The organism is Clostridium psychrophilum (assembly GCF_018861705.1).
GTDB lineage: Bacteria > Bacillota > Clostridia > Clostridiales > Clostridiaceae > Clostridium_AD > Clostridium_AD psychrophilum.
Genome location: NZ_JAHLEC010000015.1, coordinates 13860 through 31042, shown reverse-complemented (window position 1 = coordinate 31042; position 17183 = coordinate 13860). Strand labels below are relative to the sequence as shown.

14 protein-coding genes and 1 riboswitch are annotated in these 17183 nt (G+C 30.7%); of the genes, 13 read left to right on the top strand and 1 reads right to left on the bottom strand.

The window, feature by feature from the left end; all coding sequences use genetic code 11:
* The first annotated feature begins 61 nt into the window (after positions 1 to 61).
* From trmB to cbiT, 10 genes are all read left to right on the top strand, one after another.
* The gene (gene trmB / locus KPL38_RS05440; protein WP_216287934.1) at positions 62 to 715 is read left to right on the top strand and encodes a tRNA (guanosine(46)-N7)-methyltransferase TrmB; all 654 of its coding nucleotides are present in this window, start codon (positions 62 to 64) and stop codon (positions 713 to 715) included.
* A 141-nt stretch (positions 716 to 856) separates the two neighbouring features.
* A riboswitch (cobalamin riboswitch) is annotated at positions 857 to 1057 on the top strand.
* Positions 1058 to 1193: 136 nt separating this feature from the next.
* Positions 1194 to 2771 (top strand): cobyric acid synthase, encoded by a 1578-nt coding sequence (locus KPL38_RS05435; protein WP_216287932.1) that lies wholly within the window; start codon positions 1194 to 1196, stop codon positions 2769 to 2771.
* A gap of 81 nt (positions 2772 to 2852) precedes the next feature.
* Positions 2853 to 3803, top strand: a complete 951-nt coding sequence (gene cbiB, locus KPL38_RS05430; protein WP_216288000.1) for an adenosylcobinamide-phosphate synthase CbiB — start codon at positions 2853 to 2855, stop codon at positions 3801 to 3803.
* Positions 3804 to 3897: 94 nt separating this feature from the next.
* Positions 3898 to 5082 carry a glutamyl-tRNA reductase gene (gene hemA / locus KPL38_RS05425; RefSeq protein WP_216287930.1) on the top strand — a complete coding sequence of 395 codons (1185 nt, stop codon included), beginning with the start codon at positions 3898 to 3900 and terminating at the stop codon, positions 5080 to 5082.
* Positions 5046 to 5687 carry an NAD(P)-dependent oxidoreductase gene (locus KPL38_RS05420; protein WP_216287928.1) on the top strand — a complete coding sequence of 214 codons (642 nt, stop codon included), beginning with the start codon at positions 5046 to 5048 and terminating at the stop codon, positions 5685 to 5687. Before hemA ends, KPL38_RS05420 begins: the two co-directional genes overlap by 37 nt.
* Positions 5688 to 5719: 32 nt before the next feature.
* The gene (gene hemC / locus KPL38_RS05415) at positions 5720 to 6595 is read left to right on the top strand and encodes a hydroxymethylbilane synthase (RefSeq protein ID WP_216287925.1); all 876 of its coding nucleotides are present in this window, start codon (positions 5720 to 5722) and stop codon (positions 6593 to 6595) included.
* Positions 6596 to 6623: 28 nt separating this feature from the next.
* Positions 6624 to 8081 carry a uroporphyrinogen-III C-methyltransferase gene (gene cobA / locus KPL38_RS05410; protein ID WP_216287923.1) on the top strand — a complete coding sequence of 486 codons (1458 nt, stop codon included), beginning with the start codon at positions 6624 to 6626 and terminating at the stop codon, positions 8079 to 8081.
* 87 nt (positions 8082 to 8168) lie between these two features.
* Positions 8169 to 9134, top strand: coding sequence for a porphobilinogen synthase (gene hemB / locus KPL38_RS05405; protein WP_216287922.1), 966 nt, complete (start codon positions 8169 to 8171; stop codon positions 9132 to 9134).
* Positions 9135 to 9218: 84 nt separating this feature from the next.
* Complete coding sequence (gene hemL / locus KPL38_RS05400) at positions 9219 to 10493, top strand: glutamate-1-semialdehyde 2,1-aminomutase (protein ID WP_216287921.1); 1275 nt, start codon at positions 9219 to 9221, stop codon at positions 10491 to 10493.
* A 777-nt stretch (positions 10494 to 11270) separates the two neighbouring features.
* Positions 11271 to 11834 carry a precorrin-6Y C5,15-methyltransferase (decarboxylating) subunit CbiT gene (gene cbiT / locus KPL38_RS05395; RefSeq protein ID WP_216287920.1) on the top strand — a complete coding sequence of 188 codons (564 nt, stop codon included), beginning with the start codon at positions 11271 to 11273 and terminating at the stop codon, positions 11832 to 11834.
* 89 nt (positions 11835 to 11923) lie between these two features.
* On the opposite strand, the gene asd is transcribed toward cbiT, so the two are convergent.
* Positions 11924 to 13009, bottom strand: a complete 1086-nt coding sequence (asd, locus tag KPL38_RS05390) for an aspartate-semialdehyde dehydrogenase (protein WP_216287919.1) — start codon at positions 13007 to 13009, stop codon at positions 11924 to 11926.
* A gap of 268 nt (positions 13010 to 13277) precedes the next feature.
* On the opposite strand from asd, the gene speD reads away from it, so the two are divergent.
* The 3 genes from speD to glgD all read left to right on the top strand — a co-directional run bounded on the left by speD (position 13278) and on the right by glgD (position 17178).
* Positions 13278 to 14096 carry an adenosylmethionine decarboxylase gene (gene speD, locus KPL38_RS05385; RefSeq protein WP_216287918.1) on the top strand — a complete coding sequence of 273 codons (819 nt, stop codon included), beginning with the start codon at positions 13278 to 13280 and terminating at the stop codon, positions 14094 to 14096.
* A 799-nt stretch (positions 14097 to 14895) separates the two neighbouring features.
* Positions 14896 to 16050, top strand: coding sequence for a glucose-1-phosphate adenylyltransferase (locus KPL38_RS05380; protein WP_216287917.1), 1155 nt, complete (start codon positions 14896 to 14898; stop codon positions 16048 to 16050).
* Positions 16051 to 16068: 18 nt separating this feature from the next.
* Complete coding sequence (gene glgD / locus KPL38_RS05375) at positions 16069 to 17178, top strand: glucose-1-phosphate adenylyltransferase subunit GlgD (RefSeq protein WP_216287916.1); 1110 nt, start codon at positions 16069 to 16071, stop codon at positions 17176 to 17178.
* The last annotated feature ends 5 nt before the right edge of the window (positions 17179 to 17183 follow it).

The following is a 17183-nucleotide window of genomic DNA, read 5'->3' as shown; positions in this document are numbered from 1 at the left end:
ATGTAAATTCAAGAAAAATTACAGAGTGATTTTTATTATTTAAAATATAAGGAGAAAATATATGCGTCTAAGAAAAAAATATTGGGCTAGGCCAGAAATGGAAGCTAGTCATATTGTAATAACAGATCAATATGATCACAAAGGAAATTGGAGTAAAGAATTTAAAAACAATAATGAAATATATTTAGAACTAGGTTGTGGTAAGGGTAAATTCATATCAGAAAAATCTAAGCAAAACCTTGATATTAATTTTATAGGTATAGATTTAAAAGATGAGGTATTAGTGTTTGCTCTTAGAAAGGTTATAGAGGTAAGAAAAATTAAAGGGCAAGAAGATATAAATGTACGTCTTATGCCTTTAAACATTATGCTTATTGATGATGTATTTTCAAAGGATGAGATAAGTAAAATATATATAAATTTTTGTAACCCATGGCCTAAAGAAAGGCATAACAAGAGAAGACTAACTCACACTAAGTTCTTAACAAACTACAAGAAATTTTTAAAACCTGGATCTGAGGTATGGTTCAAAACGGATGATTTTGAATTGTTTAATGATTCGATAGAATATTTTAAAGAATGTGGTTTTGAAATATTATATTCTACTTATGATTTGCATAAGAGCGATTTCAAAGATAATATAGTAACAGAATATGAAGCTAAATTTACAGAACTAGGTAAAAAAGCTATGTTTTTACGAGCCAAATTAATTTAGATTGATTTGATTTCAATGTAAGTATTTGAAATGTTTATGCATTGACATAACTAAAGTAATGTTATAAACTTATTCTGTAGAAATTATATAAAACAAAGAATTTAGATGAACTTAATTGTATATAAAAACATAGAGATAAAAAAATAAATAGATGTTTTAGGTGCCTATTAGGAGTAGCTGAGTTAGCTACTCCATAAGGTGAAAAGGGAATGTGGTGTAAGTCCACAGCAGCCCCCGCTACTGTAATTAATCAAGAAATCTTTAACGATTACCTGGAATGGTATGATGTAAAAGAAATCGTAAATTAAGAGTCAGGAGACCTGCCTAAAGCAATGATATTAAGCTTTCGGAGGGAAAGAACTTGTAGAATTTAAGTTAGTACAAAGACAATTTTGTACATAACAGCAGGTGTGAAAGCTTGCTGTTTTTTTGTTTTGAGAAAAAAGTATAACAATGATGAGGGAAGGGGTAAAAAGTAATGGCTAAAATTATGGTCCAAGGAACCGCTTCATCTGTAGGAAAAAGTATAATAGTTACGGCACTGTGCAGAATTTTAAAACAAGATGGGTTTTCCGTTTGTCCTTTTAAGTCACAGAACATGTCACTTAATTCTTATATTACATTAGACGGAAAAGAAATGGGGCGTGCACAGGTACTTCAAGCTTATGCCGCAGGAATTGAACCACAGGTATTTATGAATCCAATTTTATTAAAGCCTACCTCAGATAAAAAATGTCAAATTATTGTTAACGGAAAAGTTTATGGAAATAGCACAGCTATGCAATATCATAATATAAAATTAGAGTTTAAAGATATGTTAAAAAAGCAGTTTGAAGAATTAGAGAAGAAGTTTGATATTATAGTAATGGAAGGTGCAGGCAGTCCTGCAGAAATAAATTTAAGAGATAGAGATATAGTAAATATGGGAATGGCTGAACTTATAGACTCACCTGTAATACTTGTAGGAGATATAGATAAGGGCGGAGTATTTGCATCGCTTGCGGGAACTATGCTTTTGCTAAGTGATGTTGAGAAAAAAAGGGTTAAAGCTACTATTATAAATAAATTTAGGGGAGATCTAGAAATACTAAAACCTGGACTTACAATGCTTGAGGACATTATTCATATTCCATGCGTTGGAGTAGTGCCTTACTTTAGATTAGAACTCGAAGATGAAGATGGTGCAGTAGAATTTAATAAAAAAATAACCGCACCTATTGATGTTGCTGTAATAAAATTACCCCATATATCTAATTTTACTGATTTCGATGCTTTAAAGAGTGAGGAAGATGTATCTGTGAGATTTATTACAACTAAAGAAGAGTTTGGTAATCCAGATCTACTTATAATACCGGGAACAAAAAATACTATTGACGATATGATTGCTTTGGAAAATATAGGAATTGTAGATGTTATTAAGCAATACAGTGCAAAAGGTAATATATTAGGCATTTGTGGAGGATATCAAATGCTTGGGAATAGTTTATATGACCCGAGTGGTATTGAAGGAAGTTTACAAAAAACTGAAGGTATGAAACTTTTAGACATAGATACAGTGTTTGCTGATGAGAAAATAACTACAAGAGTAAAGGCTCGTAGCATTAATATAGGATCTGCGAGCGACATAAGTTACAAAAATGAAAAGATGAACGGATTACATAATATAAGCATTAAAACTTACGGTTATGAAATACATATGGGTAAATGTAGTTATGGGAATAAAGCAAAACCACTTTTTGAAATATATAGTAGAAATGGTGAGCGAACTTCCACGGAAGGCGAACAATCATCATCGCTTGATGGAGCAATTAATGAAAGAGGGAATATTATGGGTACATATATTCATGGAGTTTTAGACGGGACAGAGTTCAGAGAATACATTATTAATAAGCTAAGAATAAAGAAAGGCATGGAACCTAAGAAGTCTAAGGTTTATGAAAGTCTAAGGGAGAAGGAATTAGACAAACTAGCAGACTTAGTAAGAGACAATATAGATATGGACTCAATTTATAAAATTATAGGAATAAAAAGAAATGATAAAGCGAGGGACAGTTAATAACTAATAAAACAATAAATAAGAAATATTACGAAATTAAGATAGTGAGGATTTAGAATGGAAATGCTATTTATTATGAATATAATAGATTTAATACTGGCAATTATATTAGATTTATTAATTGGAGATCCATATTGGTTTAAACATCCTGTCATTTATATAGGAAAACTAATATCTAAGTTAGATAAGATGGGTAGAAAATTATGTAAAACAGACAGGCAACTGAAAGCATTTGGAGGGCTAATTGTAGTTGTAGTGGCCTTTTCTAGCTTTTTAGTACCATTTATAATCTTAAAACTTTGCAGTAAGTTTTTTTTGTTATACCACACTTTTAATATAATATTGTTGTGGACAACAATAGCTACGAAATGTCTCCACAAGGAAGGTATTAAAGTTTACGATTCATTGGTTAAAAATGATATTGATGATGCTAGGGTTAAATTATCATACATTGTAGGTAGAGATACAAAACAACTAAGTGAATATGAGATTATACGAGCAGATGTGGAGACTATTGCAGAAAATACATCAGACGGTGTTATAGCTCCTATTCTTTATGCAATACTAGGGGGAGCTCCAATAGCGATGATGTATAAGGGTATAAATACTATGGATTCAATGCTTGGATATATGAATAAAAAGTATAAATATATCGGATTCTTTCCAGCAAAAACAGATGACATATTTAATTTTGTGCCTGCCAGAGTAACTGGATTTCTAATTTGTTTTGCTTCGCCAATAGTTCATGGAAATATTGGTGATAGTATAAAGGTAATGATAAGGGATAGAAAAAATCATAAAAGCCCTAATTGTGCTTATCCAGAAGCTGCAGTTGCGGGAGCCATGAAAGTTCAATTAGGTGGTACAAATGTATATTTTGGTGAGAAAATGTATAAACCGACTTTAGGAAACAAAATAAAAGATTTAAGTAAAGAACATATAATTGATTCAATAAAATTAATGTATGGATCATTGTTTTATTTAGTAATAATATACGCAATATATGAAATATACAGATATATGAATATATAAAGTATAAGTTATAAAATATAAAACATGAAAATTAAATGTAAAATATGAGGAACGAAACATTAGGAATAGGTATGTAATTTTGGAGATGATATTAATGATACAACTTATAGGACTAAAACATGATGTGAAAATAGAAATTAGAGAAAAATTGTCAATTATACCTAAACGTCAAGAAAAATCTTTAGAGGCTCTTTTAAGCATTTGTGAAGAGGCTGTTATTTTAAGTACATGCAATAGGACGGAAATATATTTTAAGTCAATGGATGATGAAATAATAAAAAAAATCTTTAAGGCATTAAATTGGGATGAAAATCTAATAAAATGTGTAGTTAATTATAAGGGAGATAAAGCGGTGCAACATCTAATGGAAGTTGTTTGTGGGTTTGATTCACTACTCCTTGGAGAAGACCAAATACTTGGGCAAGTTAGGGATGCATATGAAATTGCTAAAGGATTAAAATCAAATAAAAAGGAACTTCAGAGACTTTTTGAGAATGCTATTGCTTGTGGAAAACATTTTAGAACTGAATCTAAAATAAGTGAAATACCAGTCTCTTCCTCTTCAATGGTGGTAAAAAAGGCAATAGAAATAGGTCACAAAAAATTTATGGTCTTAGGGTATGGAGCAGTAGGAGAGTTAACATCAAAATACATATTAGAAAAAAATATTGATGTGTTATATATTGCAGTTAGAGATTCTAAAAAAGTTAACATAGAAGATCCAAGAGTAAAAATAATACCTTTTAATGATTTGCAAAAATATTACGAATATGCTGATTGTGTTATATCTTGTACAACGGCTCCTCATACAGTTATTCATCTAGATGATTTGCCAAACAAGAGTTTATTATTATTTGATTTGGCTGTACCAAGAGATATAGAAGAAATAGTAAGTGAGAACCCATTATATGAAGTGTATGATATCGATATGCTAGGAGACATTCATGATGCAAATTACAAAAGACGTGTAGCATCAATGAAAAATAATAGATACATTGTGGACAAGGCTATAAAAGATTATATAGAATGGAAAACTATAGAAGAGCTAACTCCTTTTATAAAAAAGATAAGACATATTGGTGATGATGTTTACAAAGAAAGGCTTACTACATTTAAGCATAAAAAAGAGACAAAGGATAATGAAAAATTAGCAGAGGTGCTTTTGAAGAGTACTTCGAATGCATATGTAAATAGAGCGATTGTTGTGCTAAAGGAAGAACATCTGATGGGGAGGTCTAAACAATGCGAGGACATAATAAGCAGGATCTTTCAGCAATAAATTATATGATGATATCATTACTGGCAAATAAGACTAATATACTCATTGTAGGTGGTGGAGAGGCCGCTTTTATAAAGTGCAGAACTTTTTTAAGAGAAGGTTGCAATATTACAGTGGTTTCAAAAGAATTTTGCAAAGAATTTAATGAATTGAAGAATAGTAGTAACATAAAATTAATAAAAGATGAATATGATGAAAGTTATGTGGATAAAAATCATATTGTAATTATTGCTACAAACAGTGAGGAGACAAATGAGAGTATAAAAAAATACTGTGATAGCGAATGTAAGCTATATGTATATTGCGCAGATTATAAACAAGGGTTGTTTGTAACACCTGTTCAAAAAGATACATCTAATATGAAATTCGCATTACATACTAAAAATGGTAGTCCTAAAACAGCGCTTTTTATGTCTAATATTATTAAAAATAAACTATGCGAATATACAGATTTTATAGAGTTTACATTTAGAATAAGAAGTATGCTAATTAAAAACGCCAAAAAAAAAGAAATTATGAGCTTTGTTTGTAGTGAAGATTTCTACTTTTTCTACACAAAGGGTGTACAAGATGCAATTTTAGAAATGTTTTATGGAATCATATAATTCTCAAATAATTAAGAGATGGAGGTTTGGCTTTGAAAATAAACATAGGAACTAGGAAAAGTGAACTTGCTCAGGTACAAGCGGATATAGTTATAGGTATGATTAAAGAAAAGTTTAATATTGATTCTGAAAAGGTACTTATTGAGACTAAGGGAGATAGAATTTTAAATGTTACTTTAGATAAAATAGGGGGCAAGGGACTTTTTGTAAAGGAAATAGAGTATGCGATGCTTAACAAAGAAGTTGATATGGCAGTGCACAGTATGAAAGATGTACCCTATGATGTACCTAAGGAGTTTGAAATAGTGGCCATTCCGGTTAGAGAAGATGTTAGGGATGCATTTGTAGCCTTTAATAACATTAGCTTTTACGATTTGCATGAGGGAGCAAGAATAGGCACTAGTAGTATAAGGCGTGGTACTCAAATTAAAATATTAAGACCGGATGTAGAAATTGTTCCTATAAGGGGTAATGTGCAGACGCGAATTGCGAAAATAGAAAAAGAAAATTTAGATGGTATAATACTTGCAGCTGCCGGACTAAAAAGGCTTAACATGGAAAATATAATTACTAATTATTTTGACCCAATGGAGATTGTACCAGCAATAGCCCAAGGTGCGCTTGGGATAGAAATGATTAAAGGTCACTTGCAAGTATCTACAATTAAAGAATTAGATTGTTATGATGCAAGAATTTGTGTTGATGCAGAAAGAAGCTTCATGGCTACTCTTGATGGTGATTGCCATGATTGCATAGGCGCATATGCCTATCTTGATGGCGAACTTATGCACATGATTGGAGTGTATAGAGTCAAAGGTAAAATAGTGAAAAAACAATTATCAGGAAATAAAAACAACTATATAAAACTAGGGGTGGATCTAGCAAAGAAAATATTAAATGATAATTAGCAAATAAAAAAATGGAAGGGGGATACTAATGGGAAAAGTTTATTTAATGGGAGTTGGTCCAGGAGACGCAGAACTAATAACGCTAAAGGCTATAAGAATGCTTGGAAAGTGTACAGCAGTTATGTATGATAGGCTTGCAAGCACTAGTGTACTCAAATATTTAAAAGATGATTGCAAAATATACTATTGTGGAAAAGAACCAGGATGTCATTATAAAACTCAACAAGAAATAAATGATATGTTAATATCACTTGCTAAAAAAGATAATATTGTTGGACGGATCAAAGGGGGAGATCCCTATGTATTTGGGCGTGGCGGCGAGGAAGCAATAGCACTTATAGATGAAAATATCGAATTTGAAGTTGTGCCTGGAATAACATCACCAATAGCTGTACTTAATTATGCGGGTATTCCTATTACACACAGGGGGATAGCTCAAAGTTTTCATGTGTTTACTGCAATGAGTGCAGAAAAACTTAATATAGATTGGAATGCAGTGGCAAAACTCCAAGGCACAATGGTATTTATGATGGGTTTTAGAAATCTTGGTAAAATTGCAGAGAATCTTATATCTAACGGTTTAGACAAAAATACTCCATGCGCTGTTGTAATGAGAGGTACTACATCAAAACAAAAAAAAGTAGTTGGCAATTTAGAAAATATAGTAGCTAAGGTTAAAGAAGCAGAGATATCTTCACCTTGCATTATTGTAGTTGGGGAAGTAGTTAAGTTTAGTCAGAAGTTTAATTGGTATGAGAAGAAACCATTGTTTGGTAAGAATATATGTATAACTCGTTCAAAAGAGCAGTCAAGAGAGCTGCGCGAGAACTTAAGTGACTCAGGAGCTGAAGTACTTGAGATAAATTCAATAGAATTTAAAAATACTTCATATAATTTAAAGTCATACAAGGATAAGTTTACTGATTACGACTTTATAGCCTTAACTAGCGTAAATGGAGTAAATTTCTTTTTCAATTATCTAAATGAAATTGAATTTGATATAAGAAAACTTAAAGCTAAAATTGCAGCTATTGGACCAGCAACAGCGAATGCTATTAAAGACAGAGGGGTTATACCTGAGATTGTGGCTGACCATTTTGTTGCGGAAAGTTTATTTGAGAAAATGAAAAACTATATAAAAGAGAATGACAAGGTGTTAATACCTAGGTCAAAGGGTTCAAGGCCTTATTTGGTAGAAGAATTAAGGAAAAGTGGATGCTATGTTGATGAAGTTTTTACATATGAAACGATATGTGGGAAATTAAGATCTGAGAGTGAGATTAAGGATGTAGATATTATAGTGTTTACCTCACCATCCACTGTTAAAAATATGATAACTATGGTTGGTATTGAAACTATAAAATCAAAATTAGCACTGGCTATAGGACCAATAACTGCTAAGGCACTTTCGGATGTAGGCATAGAAGCTGTTATATGTGATGTTTATAGTGCTAAGGGTGTTATAAGCAAAATTGTTGAGATGTAGTGTTGTAAGTGGATTGTTTATAATGTTATGTGGATAACATTAAAATTGTAGCTTTGCAAAAGATAATTTAACTAGGAGTGGATAATTATGTTCAAAAGAAATAGAAGATTAAGAGAAACAAGCAATATAAGAGATTTAGTACGTGAAACTATATTATCACCTACAGACTTTATATTTCCAATTTTTGTAGTTGAAGGTGAAAATATTAAAGAAGAGATATCTTCGATGCCAGGAAATTATCATTTTTCATTAGATAGACTTCATGAGATTATAGAAGAAGTTATCGAGGTAGGTGTACGTGGAGTAATTTTATTCGGATTACCAGATCATAAAGATGAAGTTGGTAGCGGTGCTTTTGATAAAAATGGGATAATTCAAAGAGCGGTTAAAAAAGTTCGCACAATATCAAAAGATTTAGTTGTAATAACGGATGTATGTATGTGTGAATATACTAGCCATGGTCATTGTGGAATAGTTGTAGATGAAAAGGTTGATAATGATAAAAGCCTAAAATATATAGCGGAAATAGCATTATCTCATGCACAAGCTGGAGCTGATATGGTAGCACCATCTGACATGATGGATGGTCATGTAGAGGCAATAAGAACAATACTTGATGAAAATGGGTTTAAAGATGTATCTATTATGGCTTATAGTGCAAAATACTCCTCAGCATTTTACGGTCCCTTTAGAGAAGCAGCTGATTCTACTCCTCAATTTGGAAATAGAAAAACATATCAAATGGATCCAGCAAACAGCAGGGAAGCCATGAGAGAAATAGATGCTGACATAGAAGAAGGTGCAGATATCATAATGGTTAAACCTGCATTATCATATTTAGATGTAGTAAGATGGGCTAGAGACAGACATGATGTACCAGTAGCAGTTTATAGTGTTAGTGGAGAATTTGCCATGGTAAAGGCGGCTGCAAAGATGGGATTTATTGATGAAAAAGCTATAGCCATGGAAATGCATTTGTCTATGAAAAGAGCAGGAGCAGATATGATAATTACATATTATGCACTTGATTTATGTGGGTGGCTTAGAGAATAGGCGAAAAGTTTTCAATTATATTAATGTTGATTTAAATAAATGAGATTAATATATAAATTAAATTTATGGAAAGAGGAAATTATTATGAGAAACCTAGACATATTTAATGAATCAAAGCAATATATACCTGGTGGAGTTAATAGTCCAGTTAGGGCATTTAAGGATGTAAGTGCAACTCCTCCAATTATTAAAAAAGGTAAGGGTGCATACATTTATGATGAAGATGGGAACAAATACATAGATTTTGTATGCTCATGGGGACCTATGATACTTGGGCATTGTGATGATGATGTAGTAAAAGCTATACAAAACACTTGCGAAAACGCAATTGCATTTGGCGCATCTACAGAAATTGAGTTAAAAGTAGCAAGGCATATATGTACTACTGTAGATAATGTAGATATGATTAGAATGGTTAACTCAGGTACGGAAGCTACAATGAGTGCGGTTAAGCTTGCACGAGGGTATACAAAAAAAAGTAAAATAATTAAATTTGCAGGTTGTTATCATGGACATTTTGAAAGCTTTTTAGTTGAGGCAGGTTCAGGAGTAATGACTGCAGGAATCGCTGGTTCTGCAGGTGTTCCAAAAGAAAGTATTATAAATACACTAATTGCAACTTATAATGATATCGATAGTGTAAAGGTACTGTTTGATAAATATAGTAAGGATATAGCTTGCATAATAATTGAACCAGTAGCAGGAAATATGGGAGTTATACCAGCTGAAAAGAAATTTCTAGTTGAACTTCGAGAATTATGCGATAAATATAATAGTTTACTTATTTTTGACGAAGTAATGAGTGGATTTAGAGTGGCTTATAAGGGTGCACAAAGTATTTATAATGTAAATCCAGATTTAATAACTTATGCAAAAATTATAGGTGGTGGACTTCCTTGTGGAGCTTTTGGAGGAAGAAGAGATATAATGGAATTATTATCTCCAATGGGACCAGTATATCAAGCGGGAACTATGTCTGGTAATCCGGTAGTAATGGCAGCAGGTTATGAAACATTAACTAAGCTTTATGATAATCCAAGTGTGTATGTGACCATGGAAATGCTCTCGGAGAAACTTCAAAAGGGATTACTTGAAATTGCAAAAGAAAAAGGGATACCTATGGTAGTTAATAGATGTGGATCTATGCTTACGGCTTTTTTTACTAAAAAGAAAGAGGTCAAAAATTTTGAAGATGCTAAAACTTGTGATGCTAAGTTATTCTCAAGATATTTTGAACATATGATAAAATGTGGAATAAATATTGCTCCTTCACAATTTGAGGCAATATTCTTATGCACTAAACATACAGAAAATGATATAGAAAAATTCTTAGAAGCATTTAAGAGTTTTGAAGTATAAAGGTTAGAGGAGAGGTAACAATTTCTCTTACATTGTGCTATAAGGTCAAGTTCGAAGCAACTTTATAAAGCCCATCATGTAAGAAGCTAGGATAGTAGAACGTTCATTAACAGTGTCTAAGTTTATGAAATATAAAATTCCCTACGGGAACCATTCGACGTCCTGTCTCAGGGTTCCGCGCTACCCATCCTGGTCCGCTTACGGGAATTTTATATTTCATAAATTAAGACACTGTAAATTTACTATATACTATCTTTCACTTTTTACATGTTTATCCTCTTATAAAGTCGATTTAATAATTATATTTTTATAAATCATTTTAAATTATCTTGACAAAAAAGCGTTAGCGTGGCCGTAGGTCGATTAATGGTTATATTACTAAACATATGTACATACAGTGTTTTGATCTTATAGGTTTTAAGGCGATAGCATGATGATTAAGGTTAATCACTATTAATATATTTAGTAATCTATTTTAATAAATAAAATGATGATTTATATATTTTATTATAGGATGTTAATAAAAGTATATATCGAGTAAAATGCGTTTGAACAAGCTTTAGTAATTCTTTATTTATTTCATTTACAGATGCGTGAAGAAGAAAACATGTCTGAGCGATAGTGAGTTTGTGAAAATATAATAAATTTTAGAATTACTCAGCGATGTGAATGCATTTTTAGCGATATATGCTTTTTCTTATAACATCATATAATAAAATATTGTAGCTTCGCACTTGGAGATTGTTACGAATTAGAATAAAATAGGAGGTGTTGGTTATGAAATTTATTAAGGACCATGAATTCATACGTGGCAGTTGCCCAATGACTAAGGAAGAGGTACGAATATTAAGTGTAATAAGGCTGGAACTTGAAGACAATTATAGGGTACTCGACATTGGCGCAGGTACAGGATCTATAAGTATTCAGATGGCAAAGGTTTGCAGTAAGGGTGAAGTTATAGCTATAGAAAAAGATGATGAGGCTATAGGCATTATAAAACAAAATAAAGAAAAATTTAAAGCAGGTAATGTTAATATAATAAAAGCAGATGCCATAGAGATTGAACCTATTATAATTGGTGAGTTCGATGCCATATTTGTAGGGGGAAGTGGTGGAAATATAGGTGATATTATTGAAAAATATGGAGATAAGCTTAAAAAGGGTAAAAACATTGTTTTGAACTTTATAACTATAAATAATGTATACAAGGCTATGGAAACTTTAAAAGAACTAAATTATGATGTAGAATGTGTTCAAGTTCAAGTAAGTAAGACAAAGGGACAAAGTTATATGTTAATAGCAAATAATCCTATATTTATTGTAAGTGGGAGAAAACAATAAAAAAGCCTTATAATTTCAAGCAGTAATTATCTTGAAATCATAAGGCTTACTTTTATATACACTTCGTATTAACAATTTACTTTTTTTCTTTATTTAGATGTCAAATATCCTTCTTTATATAAGAGCTCAGCTGAAAGTACTGCACCACCAGCGGCTCCTCGTAAGGTGTTATGTGATAAACAAACAAATTTATAGTCAAATAATTTATCCTCACGTAGTCTACCAACTGATATACCCATCCCTTTTTCAATATTTCTATCTAGTTTAGTTTGAGGTCTATCGTTTTGTTCAAAGTATGTTATAAACTTTTTAGGAGCATTTGGAAGGTCTAGAAGTTGTGGTTTACCTTGATACTCAGCCCATAGTTTTAAAATAGTTTCTTTTGATGGCGTTTCTTTAAAGGAAACAAATACAGCTGCTAAGTGACCATCGGATGCTGGAACACGAATGCATTGAGTTGTAATTATAGGCTCAATCGCATTAACAATCTTATCATTCTCTATATGACCCCAAATTTTTAGGGGCTCCTGTTCACTCTTTTTTTCTTCTCCACCTATGTATGGTATAACATTATCAATGATCTCTGGCCAGTCTGAGAATATTTTTCCAGAACCAGATATAGCTTGATAAGTGCAAACAAGTATTTTGGTTGGCTTATATTTTAAAAGCGCACTTATAGCAGGTACATAACTTTGAATTGAGCAGTTAGGTTTAACAACTATGAAGCCTCTTTTAGTACCTAAACGCTTACGTTGTGCGTTAATTAGTTCAAAATGGTCTGCGTTTATTTCGGGAATTACCATCGGTACATCTGGAATACTTCGATTTGCAGAGTTATTTGAAACCACAGGAGTTTCAGCTTTTGCATATCTTTCTTCAATTTCTTTTATTTCATCGGCAGCCATATTTACAGCGCAGAAAACGAAATCTACTTGACTACTTATTACGTCTACTTCATTAATATTCTTTACTACCATGTTTTTAACGCACTCAGGCATAGGAACATCCAGTTTCCATCTATTATTTACTGCTTCAAGATAAGTTTTGCCTACAGAGTGTTCACTAGCAGCAATCACAGCTATTTCAAAATAAGGGTGATTTGCAAGTAGCGTAATAAGACGCTGACCAACAAATCCAGTTCCACCTAATAATCCCACCTTTAACTTTTTATTCATTGCAACAATACCTCCGATTCTATTAATTTATATTTATGAAAAGATATAAACATTATATTTAGTTATATTCATATCAATGTTATAAACTGAATAGTATATTAACATAAAATCATTTAAGTTAGTACTTTAGCTAATTATAATGTTAAAAAGTATATACTTCAAGCATATTATTATATAGAATAGGTATGAATAATAAAATAATGTATTGACTATAAATTTATAATTTATAAATTTTTTAAAATAAGTTAAAAAGAAATGGGGAATAAAGTTGGCTAAGAATGACAAAAGCAAATTAAAGCTATATGGATTTAACAACTTAACAAAATCATTAAGTTTTAATATTTATGATGTTTGTTATACAAAGACGAAAGAAGATAGAGAAAAATATATAGAATATATTGATGAACAATATAATGCTGAGAGGTTAACAAAAATTCTTACAAATGTTACTAAAATGATTGGCGCAAGTGTATTAAATATAGCAAAGCAGGACTATGATCCTCAAGGAGCAAGTGTAACACTACTTATTTCGGAAGAAGAGATACCGATTTATGTAGTAGATCCATCTTGCAATAGGGGGATTCTAACACCGATTAGGGAGAATATCGTGGCGCATTTAGATAAAAGCCATGTAACAGTGCATACGTATCCTGAAAGTCACCCACAAAATGATATAAGTACATTTAGAGTAGATATAGATGTAGCAACTTGTGGGACTATATCTCCATTAAAAGCTCTAGATTATTTAATAGGTAGCTTTGATTCAGATATTATAACTATAGATTATAAGGTACGTGGTTTTACTAGAGATATGGATGGTAAAAAGCATTTCATAGATCATGAAATTAATTCTATACAAAATTATATTGCAAAAGATACACAAGACCGATACAGCTTAATTGACATGAATATACATCAATCTAACATATTTCATACAAAAATGATGTTAAACGATTTTGAGCTTGATAATTATCTATTTGAAGTTAAACAAGAAGACTTAAGTGATATGGAGAAAGCTGGTATTATAAAAAAATTAAAAAAAGAGATGGAAGAAATATTTTATGGCATGGATACTTCAAATGATTAATTTAATATAAAAACTTAATAGTGAGTAAACATTAATCGTTTTCATGTTATTATGTATATAATAGGTAATTTAATAAATAAAGTAAATAAAATTAAGTATTTACAAAAATTACCGTATTTCTCTATGCTTATATGGTATAATTTTATATGTTATGAATGTATTGTTAACATTTTTCAATAGTGTATAAAAATTTTAAACTTATTTAATAAAAAGTTTAATTATTAGAAATATAATTTTTATAGATTTATGTTACAAATTATGTACTTTAAGGCGTTCTTTGAATAAACTATAATTTGTTTATGGTTATAATCTTATTTTTAAAATGCATATAATCATTTAATGACAAATATAAATAATATTATTTTAAAATATTTTTATATAAATCATTAGTAAAGTAAAAACCTGATTTCTATGATCGTTTTTTTGAAGTTAGACAAAATACAACATTTGTTGTGGGTTTTTAAGTTATAGTAGGAAGGATGAGATTTGATTTAAAATAAGTTAATATCATTTTTACTAATGTATGTGTTTTCTAAAAAAATATTTTGCTATTTTTAAACAATTAAGTTACATATGAGTGGTTTGATCAATTTATTGAATGGAATGCTATTACTCAAGATGTGAAATAGTTAACCTTATTGTATAAATATTAGTGCATTAGCCTCATTTATAATTTTTATAAGACTAAATATCGACAAACAAGTTGAGTTATTATTAGTAGTATAGTTAAATTATTAAGTCTTATTGAAATAATGAAGTTTTATTGAAATAATAAAGGGATAGAAAGGAGCCAACTAGAATGATAAAAAAAGAAATGATAGCGATGATCTTGGCAGGAGGTCAAGGATCAAGACTAAAACAATTAACGAAAACAACAGCAAAGCCTGCAGTACCATTTGGAGGAAAGTATAAAATCATAGATTTTTCTTTAAGTAATTGTTCTAATTCGGATATAGACACAGTAGGGGTTCTCACTCAATATCAACCATTGTCCTTAAATTCTCATATAGGAATAGGATCACCTTGGGATTTAGATAGAAGAAATGGAGGTGTTAGTTTGCTTCCACCTTACCAAAGTGAAGATGGCGGCAATTGGTATAATGGTACGGCAGATGCTATATACCAAAACACAAATTATATTGATAGTTATGATCCGGAATATGTGCTTATTTTATCAGGAGACCATATCTATAAAATGGATTATTCTAAAATGTTAGATTATCATAAAGAAAAAGACGCCGATGTTACTATCGCAGTATTAGAGGTGCCTCATGATGAGTGTAGCAGGTTCGGAATAATGAACACACGTGAAGATGCCAGTATTTTTGAATTTGAAGAAAAACCAGAAGATCCTAAGAGCAATTTAGCATCTATGGGTGTTTATATATTTAAGTGGGCTGTTCTAAAACAACTTTTAAAAGAGGACAACCTTGATAAGAGTTCTAATAATGATTTTGGAAAAAATATAATACCAAAAATGCTTGCTCATGATCAAAAACTATTTGCATATCCGTTCAAAGGATATTGGAGAGATGTTGGTACTCTTGAAAGCTTTTGGGAAGCTAATATGGATTTAATATCAGATGATAATGAATTGAACATACACGATACTAAGTGGAGAATATATACCGTGAATCCTATGTTGCCACCACAATATATAGGACCTGAAGCTAATATAACTAATGCACTACTAAATGAAGGGTGTACTGTTTTGGGGGAAATAAACAATTGTGTGCTTTTTCAAGGAGTACATGTGGGTAAAAACTCTAAAATAACTAATTCAGTTATTTTACCTAATACTAAAATAGGAAATAATGTAGTTATAGATAAAGCAATTATAGGAAGCGATGTTGTTATCAGACGTAATTCATGTATTGGAAATGGACGAGATATCGTTGTTATCGAAAAAGGACGCGAAGTTAAAGTCGATGCACAGATATCTACTAAATTATAAATTTGACGAGGTGATAAAATGCTAAAGAATTATATAGGAGTATTAATGTTAAATGAACAAGAAGATAATATCAAAAGTCTTACAAAATCAAGGCCTATAGCATCGATCCCTATAGGAGGAAGATACAGAATTATTGATTTTGTTCTTTCAAATATGGTTAATTCAGGTATTCATAATATAAGCATTTTTACTAACACTAAATCTAGGTCATTAGTTGATCATGTAGGTTCTGGAAAACCTTGGGATTTAGATAGAAAAATAAATGGATTATTTTTGTTTAATCTTAGTTCAGAAAGAGCACAAGCAAGAGATATAGACATTATAAGCAATAATATGGAATATTTTTATAGAACAAAGCAGGATTATGTAATAATAGCGTCTTCATACATGTTATGCAATATGGACTACAATGAGGCTGCTAAATATTTCGAGGAATCTGGTAGCGATATAACCATAATATATAAAAAAACAAACATTGGTAAGAAGGAATTTATAAATAGTAATACTTTATATATAAATGATGAAAATAAGGTTTTGAGCATTGGTAAAAATATAGGAGCAGAGGACAAACTTAATATATCAACAGAGATGTTCATAATGAAAAAAACCACACTTATATCTATTGTAAATAAGTGTATTCAAACAGGAGATCATAATTCAATTAAAGCAGCTATATATAATAGTGTTTCTAAACTTAATGTAAATGCATATGAGTTCACAGGATACCTTCAATGTGTAAATTCTATTAAAAATTATTTTAAAATCAGTATGGATATGTTAAACACTAAGATAACTAAGGAATTATTTCATAGCAAAGGGTTAATTTATACAAAAAGTAAAGATGAAGCTCCTACTAAATATTTTAATGGATCGAAAGTTAATAATTCTTTAATTTCTAACGGATGCATTTTAAAAGGAAAAATAGATAAGAGCATAATTTCAAGAAGAGTAACCGTACATGCTGGAGCAGAAATTAAAAATTGTATAATATTTCAAAATTGTGAAATTAAAAAAGGATGTAAACTTACTAATGTCATAATTGATAAAAACACTATTATACGTGAAAATACAGTACTTGAGGGTGACGAAGAATTCCCAGTAGTAATTGAGAAAAAATTCCGAACATAATTAAA